The organism is Paraburkholderia podalyriae (assembly GCF_014397785.1).
In the GTDB taxonomy this organism is placed as follows: Bacteria; Pseudomonadota; Gammaproteobacteria; order Burkholderiales; family Burkholderiaceae; genus Paraburkholderia; species Paraburkholderia podalyriae.
The window spans coordinates 504,251-514,144 of record NZ_VZQQ01000001.1 but is presented as its reverse complement, the minus strand read 5'-3'; the positions used below and the strand labels follow the sequence as shown (position 1 = coordinate 514,144).

At 65.1% G+C, this 9,894-nt stretch carries 10 protein-coding genes; 8 read left to right on the top strand and 2 right to left on the bottom strand.

Annotation, left to right across the window (positions count from 1 at the left end):
* Positions 1 to 196 precede the first annotated feature (196 nt).
* The gene (locus F6X42_RS02320; protein WP_187632636.1) at positions 197 to 1,477 is read right to left on the bottom strand and encodes an SGNH/GDSL hydrolase family protein; all 1,281 of its coding nucleotides are present in this window, start codon (positions 1,475 to 1,477) and stop codon (positions 197 to 199) included.
* Positions 1,478 to 1,591: 114 nt separating this feature from the next.
* Positions 1,592 to 3,214: an NAD(P)/FAD-dependent oxidoreductase gene (locus tag F6X42_RS02315; RefSeq protein ID WP_187632635.1), complete on the bottom strand. Its 1,623-nt coding sequence runs from the start codon at positions 3,212 to 3,214 to the stop codon at positions 1,592 to 1,594.
* A gap of 248 nt (positions 3,215 to 3,462) precedes the next feature.
* Here F6X42_RS02315 and paaA point away from each other — a divergent pair, with 248 nt between their 5' ends.
* The 8 genes from paaA (at position 3,463) to F6X42_RS02275 (ending at position 9,839) form a co-directional block, all read left to right on the top strand.
* Positions 3,463 to 4,461, top strand: a complete 999-nt coding sequence (gene paaA, locus F6X42_RS02310) for a 1,2-phenylacetyl-CoA epoxidase subunit PaaA (protein ID WP_187632634.1) — start codon at positions 3,463 to 3,465, stop codon at positions 4,459 to 4,461.
* Positions 4,462 to 4,496: 35 nt separating this feature from the next.
* Positions 4,497 to 4,781 (top strand): 1,2-phenylacetyl-CoA epoxidase subunit PaaB, encoded by a 285-nt coding sequence (gene paaB / locus F6X42_RS02305; protein WP_187632633.1) that lies wholly within the window; start codon positions 4,497 to 4,499, stop codon positions 4,779 to 4,781.
* An 8-nt stretch (positions 4,782 to 4,789) separates the two neighbouring features.
* Complete coding sequence (gene paaC, locus F6X42_RS02300; RefSeq protein ID WP_187632632.1) at positions 4,790 to 5,602, top strand: 1,2-phenylacetyl-CoA epoxidase subunit PaaC; 813 nt, start codon at positions 4,790 to 4,792, stop codon at positions 5,600 to 5,602.
* 7 nt (positions 5,603 to 5,609) lie between these two features.
* Positions 5,610 to 6,182: a 1,2-phenylacetyl-CoA epoxidase subunit PaaD gene (gene paaD / locus F6X42_RS02295; protein ID WP_187632631.1), complete on the top strand. Its 573-nt coding sequence runs from the start codon at positions 5,610 to 5,612 to the stop codon at positions 6,180 to 6,182.
* A 1-nt stretch (position 6,183) separates the two neighbouring features.
* The gene (gene paaE / locus F6X42_RS02290) at positions 6,184 to 7,272 is read left to right on the top strand and encodes a 1,2-phenylacetyl-CoA epoxidase subunit PaaE (protein WP_187632630.1); all 1,089 of its coding nucleotides are present in this window, start codon (positions 6,184 to 6,186) and stop codon (positions 7,270 to 7,272) included.
* A 175-nt stretch (positions 7,273 to 7,447) separates the two neighbouring features.
* The gene (locus F6X42_RS02285; RefSeq protein ID WP_187632629.1) at positions 7,448 to 8,263 is read left to right on the top strand and encodes a DUF1835 domain-containing protein; all 816 of its coding nucleotides are present in this window, start codon (positions 7,448 to 7,450) and stop codon (positions 8,261 to 8,263) included.
* A 17-nt stretch (positions 8,264 to 8,280) separates the two neighbouring features.
* Positions 8,281 to 8,892, top strand: a complete 612-nt coding sequence (locus F6X42_RS02280) for a TetR/AcrR family transcriptional regulator (protein WP_187632628.1) — start codon at positions 8,281 to 8,283, stop codon at positions 8,890 to 8,892.
* Between the two features lie 278 nt (positions 8,893 to 9,170).
* Positions 9,171 to 9,839, top strand: coding sequence for a GNAT family N-acetyltransferase (locus tag F6X42_RS02275; protein ID WP_187632627.1), 669 nt, complete (start codon positions 9,171 to 9,173; stop codon positions 9,837 to 9,839).
* Positions 9,840 to 9,894 lie beyond the last annotated feature (55 nt).

Sequence of the window (9,894 nt, the reverse complement as noted above, 5' to 3'; positions counted from 1 at the left end):
CGCACCGCGCATCAAGCGCCCACACTTATCGGCTGTTAGTTTTTAAAGATCGTTCCGCCCAACCCGCAGCACCTGCACCACAACCACCGGCACCGCTTCGTTTGCGTCGCTGCATCTGCAGCAGAGAGATGAAATTATGGAGACTCTTTGACGCCCCGTCAATACCCGTTTTCGCTTTCGCTTAAAAAATTGTGCCTCACTTCAAGGCCGCACTCACCACGGCCTCAACAAGGACAGCGTCGGCCATAGCCGCGTAGCCCGCGTCGCTCGGATGGATGTGATCGCCGCTATCGAAAGCACGCTGCAGACGGTCCGGCTGCGCCCGGTCACGCAGCGCCGCGTCGAAGTCGACAACGCCATCGAAAGCATGACCGGTCCGAATCCACCGATTAACAGCGAGCCGGATGTTTTCCCGCTCTGGCGGCAGCGACGCCGGCGTCAGCGTCGCGCCGAAGACCTTGACGCCATTGCGCCGCGCGGCGGCGATCACTCGCTGGTAACCGGCGATCAGATCGGCGGCCGTGACCGACGTATGCGGAAAGTCGCAGTCGAGGCCGCCATGAGGCGGCATTGCCGCAAAGTTGATGTCGTTGATGCCAATCAGCAGAATCGCCGCCTTGACGCCTGGACGTCGCAAAACGTCATGGTCGAAGCGGCTCGCGAGCGCGTCGCCATAGCAAGGCGAGTCGCTCAAAAGCCGGTTGCCGCTGATGCCGAGATTCACGATCGCAGTCGACTGCGCGCCGCTTGCCGCCAGCCGCCGAGCCAGCAGATCCGGCCAGCGACGGTTCAGGTTCAGGCTGGAGCGCATGCCGTCGGTGATCGAGTCGCCGATCGCGGCCACGGCAGCCGACGGCACCGCCGCCTCCACCGACAACTCAGTGACCCATACATATTGCGTGAAGCGGCCGCGAAACGGTGCGGCGGACGCGTCGGCCGTGTGATTGCCGGGACCCGATACATAATTGACCTGATTCGACACGCGGTGCCACGCGACGATCCGCTGCTCGGGCCCCATAAACGCGCTGATCGCATAGGGCGAGCCTTCGACGACGTCAATCACGATCGGATCGCTGTCCAGCTCTCCGCCAGGCGGAATCCTGACCGCGCCCCTACCGCCAAACGTCACACGGCTACCGCCGCCCTCGACCGCCGCCGCGCCGCCGACCGAGCGCGCGATGCGCAGTTCATCGATGACGAGGGGCGTCTTGCCATATGCATTGCTCAGATGGATTCGCGCCGTTTTCCCCGATAAGGTCGGATAAACGATTTGCCGAACTGTGCGCCCGGCGACTTCTGGCGCGCGATATAGCGACGGCAACTCTGCGTGCTGCGGAATCGGCTGGAGCGCGGTCGCCCACACGGCGACCCAATGCTCGGGCGTTCCGGCAGCGAATGCGCTCGAGGAAACGACAAACGGAGCAAATTGGGCAAGCAGCGCCGCGCCGCATGCGGCAGCCAAGGTGCGAATGGTCATTCGGAGGATCGTTTCGAGGCGAAACGCGCATTGTGCCCGAACGCCGAGGCAATCGTCGGCAATCGCAGGCAGGCCCGCTTCATTCCGACGGTCGGCTGCTGCGCCCGCTGAACGTCACACCGTCTGCTGACACATGATCTTCAGCGCGACCGCTTCGGCGACCTCGATTCCGTCGATCGCCGCCGAGTAGATCCCGCCCGCGTACCCCGCGCCCTCACCCGCCGGATACAGCCCCTTGACGTTGATGCTCTGGTAGTCGTCGCCGCGACGCACGCGCACCGGCGACGACGTGCGCGTTTCAACGCCGGTCAGCACGGCGTCATGCATTGCGAAACCGGCGATTTTCTTCTCCATCTGAGGCAGCGCTTCGCGAATCGCCTCGATTGCGTAGTCGGGCAGCGCGGTGCTGAGATCGGTTGGGCGCACGCCGGGCTTGTACGACGGCACGACCGAACCGAGCGACGTGGACGGCCGCCCGGCGATGAAGTCGCCGACCAACTGCCCCGGCGCCATGTAGTTACCACCGCCGAGTTCGAACGCCCGCTCCTCCCACTTGCGCTGGAAAGCGATGCCGGCGAGAGGCCCGCCCGGGTAGTCGTCCGGCGTGATTCCGACCACGATGCCCGCGTTCGCGTTGCGCTCCGCGCGCGAGTACTGGCTCATGCCGTTCGTGACGACGCGTCCCGGCTCCGACGTGGCCGCGACCACGGTGCCGCCCGGACACATGCAGAAGCTATAGACCGCGCGCCCGTTGCTGCAGTGGTGCACCACCTTATAGTCGGCTGCGCCGAGCTCTTTGTGACCGGCAAATTTCCCAAAACGGCTGCGATCGATTACCCCCTGCGGATGTTCGATCCGGAAGCCGAGGGAAAACGGCTTCGCCTCGACGTGCACGCCGCGGTCGTACAGCATCTGGAAGGTATCGCGCGCGCTATGGCCGACCGCCAGCACCACGTGGTCGCAGAGCAGCGTCTCGCCGGTCGACAGCGTCAACCCGCGCACCTGGCCGTGGTCGATGTCGATGTCCTCGACACGCGTCTCGAAGCGCACCTCGCCGCCCAGTTCGTGGATCATTGCGCGCATCTTCTCGACCATGCTGACGAGGCGGAACGTGCCGATATGCGGCCGGCTCAGGTACAGGATGTCATCCGGCGCACCGGCCCGCACGAATTCGTCGAGCACCTTGCGGCCGTAATGCTTCGGGTCCTTGATCTGGCTGTACAGCTTGCCGTCCGAAAACGTGCCTGCGCCGCCCTCGCCGAACTGCACGTTCGACTCGGGATTCAGCACTGATTTGCGCCACAGGCCAAAGGTATCCTTGGTGCGCTCGCGCACGGCCTTGCCGCGCTCGAGGATGATCGGCCGGAAGCCCATCTGCGCGAGGATCAGGCCCGCAAACAGCCCGCACGGCCCCATGCCGATCACGACCGGACGCGGCGTGTTCAGCTGCGCGGGCGCTTTCGCGACGAACTTGTAGCTCATGTCGGGCGTCACGCCGCAATGCGGCACGTCGGCGAGCCGCTTCAGCGCGGCCGCTTCATCCTTGACCTCGACATCGACGAGGTAGGTGAGTTTGATGTCGGCGCGCTTACGCGCGTCGTGCGCACGGCGAAACACGGTGTATCGGATGAGCCCGTCCCCCGCCACGCCGAGTTCCGCGAGGCGCGCACGGATGGCGGCTTCGAGGACGCTCTCGGGGTGATCGAGCGGGAGTTTGATTTCGCTTAGACGTAACATGAGTACCGGAGATGCAAGTGGGCCGCAAACCGCGGCCAATTCGCGATTTTACCGGTAAGAGTCGGAGCGGGGTGACGGCCGCTCATGAACCGCCGACGCATCGAAATCACGACAAGCCAGCAAGCATGCTTCGACGCCGTAAATGACGCTATCGACTCCGACCTCTGCCGGCAAAAAATTTATTAACCGACCGGTCGGTTGGTTTATACTACGCCCACACAGACCACTCCCCCAGAGAGCGTCCCCCCATGTACACGCAATCCCTCGATATCCCCGGCCATGTCGCCCCGCTCGACGCGGACGCGAATTCGCCCGAACAGGCGCGCTTCGACACGGTCATGGCCGCCGACGGCAAGATCGAGCCGCAGGACTGGATGCCCGAGGCGTACCGCAAAACGCTGGTGCGACAGATCTCGCAGCATGCGCACTCGGAGATCGTCGGCATGCTGCCCGAGGGCAACTGGATCACGCGCGCGCCGAGCCTCAAGCGCAAGGCGATCCTGCTCGCCAAGGTGCAGGACGAAGCCGGCCACGGCCTCTATCTGTATAGCGCCGCCGAGACGCTCGGCGTCTCGCGCGACCAGCTGATCGACGCGCTGCATGCGGGCAAGGCCAAGTATTCGAGCATCTTCAACTATCCGACGCCCACCTGGGCCGACGTGGGCGTGATCGGCTGGCTCGTCGACGGCGCGGCGATCATGAACCAGATCCCGCTGTGCCGCTGCACGTACGGCCCGTACGCCCGCGCGATGATCCGCATCTGCAAGGAAGAGTCGTTCCATCAGCGCCAGGGCTTCGACGCGCTGCTCGCGATGATGGCCGGCACCGACGCGCAGCGCGCGCTGGTGCAGCAGGCGGTGACCCGCTGGTGGTGGCCGGTGCTGATGATGTTCGGCCCGAGCGACAAGGACTCGGTCCACAGCAACCAGTCGGCCAGATGGGGCATCAAGCGCATCACCAACGACGACCTGCGCCAGAAATTCGTCGACGCGACCGTCGAGCAGGCGAAGGTGCTCGGCGTCACGCTGCCCGATGCGGACTTGAAATGGAACGAGGCGCGCGGCCATTACGACTACGGCAACATCGACTGGGAAGAGTTCTGGCGCGTCGTGAACGGCGACGGCCCGTGCAACCGCGAGCGCCTCGCGACCCGCGTGAAGGCCCACGAAGACGGCGCCTGGGTGCGCGAAGCCGCGCTCGCCCATGCCGGCAAACAGCGCCAGCGCGCGCAACAGCACGCCGCCTGAGCGGCACAGCACATCAGAGGAATAGGAGATCAGCAATGAATAGGGAATGGCCGATTTGGGAAGTGTTCGTGCGCAGCAGGCAGGGACTCGACCATAAGCACTGCGGCAGTCTGCACGCCGCGGACGCGCCGATGGCGCTGCGCATGGCGCGCGACGTCTACACGCGCCGCCAGGAAGGCATCAGCATCTGGGTGGTGCCGTCCTCGGCGATCACGGCCTCCGCGCCGGACCAGAAGGCCGAGCTGTTCGAACCGGCGGGCGACAAGATCTATCGCCACCCGACGTTCTACACGCTCCCCGACGAAGTCAACCACATGTAAGCGCAGCCATGACCACTACGTCCACTACGCCCGAACATCTGAAGTACGTGCTGCGCCTCGCCGATACCGCGCTGATCCTCGGTCAGCGCAACGCCGAGTGGTGCGGTCACGGCCCGATCCTCGAAGAGGACATCGCGCTGTCGAACATGAGCCTCGACCTGATCGGCCAGGCGCGTCTGCTGTACACGCACGCGGCCGCGCTCGAAGCGCAGCTCACCGGCCGTCGGCGCAACGAAGACGACTACGCGTACTTTCGCGCCGAGCTCGAATTCGCCAACTACACGCTCGCCGAGCTGCCGCATTACGGGCCGCTGGCCGGCACCGCCCAGGCACAGAAGGACTACGCGGTCACGATCGTGCGCAACTTCCTGTACGCGACGCTGATGATGCATCTGTGGCGCGCGCTGACCGAGTCCGCCGACGCGCAGCTCGCCGCGATCGCCGCGAAATCGATCAAGGAAACGCAGTACCACGCGCATCACGCGAGCGAGTGGCTGATACGTTTCGGCGATGGCACCGACGAATCGCACCGTCGCGCGCAGGCCGCGCTCGACTACCTGATGCCGTACACGTACGAGTTCTTCAGCGCAGACGCGGTGGAAGACGCGGTCGCCGCGGCCGGCATCGGCCCGCGCACCGCGGCGCTGGAGGCCGCGTGGCTCGACGACGTGCGCGCCACGCTCGACGAAGCCACGCTGACGCTGCCCGCGGCGCTCAGGCACGTGACGACGGGCAAGCACGGCGAGCATTCCGAGCACATGGGTTTCGTGCTCGCCGAAATGCAGAGCCTCGCGCGCCAGCATCCGGGCGCGAGTTGGTAAGCACGCGATGACGACAACCTCGACCTCGAGCGCCCCGCAGCCCGCGAACCTGTCCGACGCCACGCTCGCACGCGCCTGGAGCGTGCTCGAAGCGGTCCCGGACCCGGAAATCCCGGTGGTATCGATCCGCGAGCTCGGCATCCTGCGCGACGTGCGACGCGCCGCGGACGGCGCGCTCGAAGTCCTGATCACGCCGACCTACTCGGGCTGCCCGGCGATGTCGCAGATTGCCGAAGACATCAGCCTCGCGCTGGAGGCCGCGCAGCTCACGCCCTACCGCATCGCCACCGTGCTGGCGCCGGCGTGGACCACCGACTGGATCACCGCCGGCGCCCGCGACAAACTGCGCGCGTACGGCATCGCGCCGCCGACGGGCAACTGCGGCTCGGCCGCCCACGCGCCCGCGGCGCCGCAGGAAAAAGTCCTGCGCTTCGTCCCGCGCGCGCTACCCGCGCCGGGCTGCCCGCGCTGCGGCTCCGCGCACACCGAGCGGCTCGCGCAATTCGGCTCGACCGCCTGCAAGGCCCTGTATCGCTGCCTCGACTGCCGCGAACCCTTCGACTACTTCAAACCGTACTGATATGGCCACCCCGCAATTCCATCCGCTGCGTATCCGCGAAGTGCGCCCCGAAACCGCCGATGCGGTCTCGGTCGCCTTCGAAGTCCCGCTCGAACTGCGCGACCAATATCGCTTCACGCAGGGCCAGTTCGTCACGCTGAAGACGCACATCGACGGTGAGGAAACGCGCCGCTCGTATTCGATCTGCGTGGGTGTCACCGACTACGATCGCGACGGCGAGTTGCGCATCGGCATCAAGCGCGTGCGCGGCGGGCGCTTCTCGAACTTCGCGTTCGACACACTGCAGCCGGGCCACACGATCGACGTGATGACCCCGGACGGCCGTTTCTTCACGCACCTGAACGCCGGACAGGGCAAGCAGTACCTCGCGTTCTCGGGCGGCTCGGGCATCACGCCGGTGCTCGCGATCATCAGGACCACACTCGAAGTCGAGCCGCGCAGCATGTTCACGCTGGTGTACGGCAACCGCAGCGTCGAGCAGATCATGTTCGCCGAAGAGCTCGAGGATCTGAAGAACCGCTTCATGAACCGCTTCGTGCTGTATCACGTGCTGTCGGACGATCTGCAGGACGTCGAGCTGTTCAACGGCGTGCTCGACCAGCCGAAATGCGCGGCGTTTATCGAACAGCTGCTGCCGGCCGACGCGATCGACGAAGCGTTCATCTGCGGCCCCGCGCCGATGATGGACGCCGCCGAGGCCGCGCTGAAAGCGGCCGGCGTGGAGCAGGCGAAGGTCCACGTCGAGCGCTTCGGCACGCCGCTGCCGCAGGCGGGCGTGCCGCCCGTCGAGATCACCGCGGACACGCCCGCGGCGGACCTCGAAATCGTGATCGACGGCAAGCGACGCAAGCTGCGGCTGCCCTATCAGGGCGTGAGCGTGCTCGACGTCGGACTGCGCGCGGGCCTCTCGCTGCCGTATGCGTGCAAGGGCGGCGTCTGCTGCACCTGTCGCGCGAAGGTGCTCGAGGGCGAAGTGAAGATGGAAAAGAACTACACGCTCGAAGAACACGAGGTCCGCGACGGGTTCGTGCTGACGTGTCAGTGTCATCCGGTTAGCGACAGGGTCGTCGTGAGCTACGACGAACGTTGAGTCGAGCACTTCTGCGGCCCGGGTGCGGACTGGCTTCGCGTGGCGGCCGCCGCCGCTTTCGGACGTTTCGCGATCCGCTTACACTAGGGGCCGCTCGTCGATCGGGACATCGGTTTCCCGCCGGCGAGCGGCCTCTTTTTGTTACAGCTGCTGGCGTCACAGCAAGCCCTTGCCCATGAGCACGATTCACCTCACCAACGGCGACGTCGCCGCCGAGTCGCTTCGTACCGCGCTGGCCCAAGCGGGCCGCGACGATCGCGTAGAGCCGTTGCGGGACGATCTGGCGGTCGGCCCGTTATGCGGCGTCGACGACGCTCCGCACGTGCGCGCCGACTTCTGGGCGCGCGTCAGCGCCGACAGGCAACGCGACTTCGTGCGCGAGTTCCGCGAACAGGCAGGGGTGCTCGACGGCCTGGCAGGCAGCACCGCGAATCTCGTGGTGTGGCACGGCGAAAGCGCGTCCGATCAGCTGATGCTGCGCCGCGTCTGCTATCTGATGCGCAACGATCCGCAGCGTTTGAACGAAGTGCGCCTGTCGATTGCAGACCTGACCGATCCGCAAGCGTGGGCGCATACCCGCTCGGATCGCGCGACATCGGTCGGCATGTTTGCGCCGGACGTGCTGCAGACTCATCTGCCGGACGCCGCGCCGATTTCCGTACTGCGCATCAGCCGGCTCGCGCTCGAATGGCAGGAGGTCAAGCAGGCGAACGGCGAGACGCGGCGCTGGCGCGACAACACCTTCACGAACAGCAGCTTTGCCGAACTCGACGCGCTGATCGTCGAATGCGCGACCGACGACTGGCAGCCCGCCGCGCGCGTCGCCGCCTATGTGATGGCCGCCGAGCAGTGGCTCCTCGTCAGCGACAGCATCGTGCTGTGGCGCATGCGCGAACTCGCGGCGCTGCGGCGCATCCTTTTGCGCGGCGACGCGACCGAATGGCGCTCGCTCGAACTGCGCGGGGCGCCCGCCCCCTGCTCACCCCAATAAGACAAGAACAGACGAATATGGCCCGCACCCGAGCCCCCGACCACGAAACCCAACGCGAGCAGATTCTCGAACTGGCCGCGGCGAAATTCGCGCAGACCAGCTATCCGAGCACGTCGATGTCTGATCTCGCCGCGGCGAGCGGCACCTCGAAGGCGCGCCTCTATCACTATTACGAGAGCAAGGAAGCGATCCTGTTCGACCTGCTCGATCGCTACACGAAGCGACTGATGCTGATCATCGCCGAGGTGGAAGGCTCGAGCCAGCGGCGCGAACTGAGTGAGCGCGAAACCTTCGCGGAGTTGATCCGCGCGTTTCTGTCCGAGTATGAGACGTCGCACAGTCGGCACGTCGCACTGCTGAACGACGTCAAGTATCTGGTCGATTCGCAGCGCGAGATCATCCTGAACCGCCAGCGCGACGTGGTCGCCGCGTTCGCGCGGCAACTTGCGCGCGCATACCCCGAACGCGCGACTCGCGACAACCAGACCGCGCTGACGATGATGGTGTTCGGCATGATCAACTGGACCTTCACGTGGCTCAAGCCGGACGGCCGCATGGGCTACCGCGAGTTCGCCGAGCAGGTGATCGGCATGGTCGAGCATGGCCTTGGGACGGCGCCGGTCGAGTGACGCGACGGTTCGAACCGATCGCCACCTGCGCCCGCAATGACGCAAAGCAACAACATGCGGACGTGATAAATCCGCGGACGGAATGCATGCGGCATCATGTCACGAACGTGCGTTCACTTTTATTTCCTGTTTAAAATCAATTAATTATATTTATGGTCCCAGCATTCTAGGTATTCGCCTCAGTTTTTAATACGGGTTTTCCCTAGTGAATGGCCCGGGTTTCCGCTAAAATCGGTTTTGCAGTGCACAACGCCGCCTGACTAAAAGGAGAACTCACCATGAACACGCTTAACCATCGCACCACCGAACCGATTGCACCGAGCGATCGTGCGTCGCTGCCTGCCGGACGCGCGCACGTTCTGGTCCGGGAACTCACCGCGGTCGATCGCGACCGCCTCCTCACGCACTTCCTCGCGCTCGACAAAAACGACCGTTTGCTGCGCTTCGGCCAGGTTGTGCCGAACCACGTGATCGAGAACTACGTGCGCGCGATCGACTTCACGCGCGACACCGTGTTCGGCGTGTTCAACAGCAAGCTGGAACTGAGCGGCGTCGGCCATCTCGCCTATTTGCCGGCCGAAGGCGACAAGCGCACCGCCGAATTCGGCGTTTCGGTGCTCGAAAGCGTGCGCGGCCAGGGCATCGGCTCGAAGCTGTTCGAGCGCGCCGCGATCCGTAGCCGCAACGCGCATGTGACGATGCTGTACATCCACTGCCTGTCGCACAATTCGACCATGATGCACATCGCCAAAAAGGCCGGCATGAAGATCGAGTACGCGTACGGCGAAGCCGACGCCTATCTGACGCTGTCGCCGGCCGATCATTCGAGCATCCTCGCGGAAATGCTGCAGGAGCAGGCCGCCGTGTTCGACTACGCGCTCAAGCGCCACGCGCGCCAGGCATCGCGACTGTTCGAGTCGTTCATGCCGGTGGCTGTCGCTGCCTGAATAATCGCTACGGGGAAATGAGAATGGGGCGGCCGCAAGGCCGCCCTTTTTCTGT

Excerpts from the sequence above, each read along its gene's own strand:
- F6X42_RS02315 (WP_187632635.1), bottom strand. The coding sequence starts at position 3,214 with ATGTTACGTCTAAGCGAAATCAAACTCCCGCTCGATCACCCCGAGAGC.
- paaE (WP_187632630.1), top strand. The coding sequence starts at position 6,184 with ATGGCCACCCCGCAATTCCATCCGCTGCGTATCCGCGAAGTGCGCCCC.
- paaA (WP_187632634.1), top strand. The coding sequence starts at position 3,463 with ATGTACACGCAATCCCTCGATATCCCCGGCCATGTCGCCCCGCTCGAC.
- paaC (WP_187632632.1), top strand. The coding sequence starts at position 4,790 with ATGACCACTACGTCCACTACGCCCGAACATCTGAAGTACGTGCTGCGC.
- F6X42_RS02285 (WP_187632629.1), top strand. The coding sequence starts at position 7,448 with ATGAGCACGATTCACCTCACCAACGGCGACGTCGCCGCCGAGTCGCTT.
- F6X42_RS02320 (WP_187632636.1), bottom strand. The coding sequence starts at position 1,477 with ATGACCATTCGCACCTTGGCTGCCGCATGCGGCGCGGCGCTGCTTGCC.
- F6X42_RS02275 (WP_187632627.1), top strand. The coding sequence starts at position 9,171 with ATGAACACGCTTAACCATCGCACCACCGAACCGATTGCACCGAGCGAT.
- F6X42_RS02280 (WP_187632628.1), top strand. The coding sequence starts at position 8,281 with ATGGCCCGCACCCGAGCCCCCGACCACGAAACCCAACGCGAGCAGATT.
- paaB (WP_187632633.1), top strand. The coding sequence starts at position 4,497 with ATGAATAGGGAATGGCCGATTTGGGAAGTGTTCGTGCGCAGCAGGCAG.
- paaD (WP_187632631.1), top strand. The coding sequence starts at position 5,610 with ATGACGACAACCTCGACCTCGAGCGCCCCGCAGCCCGCGAACCTGTCC.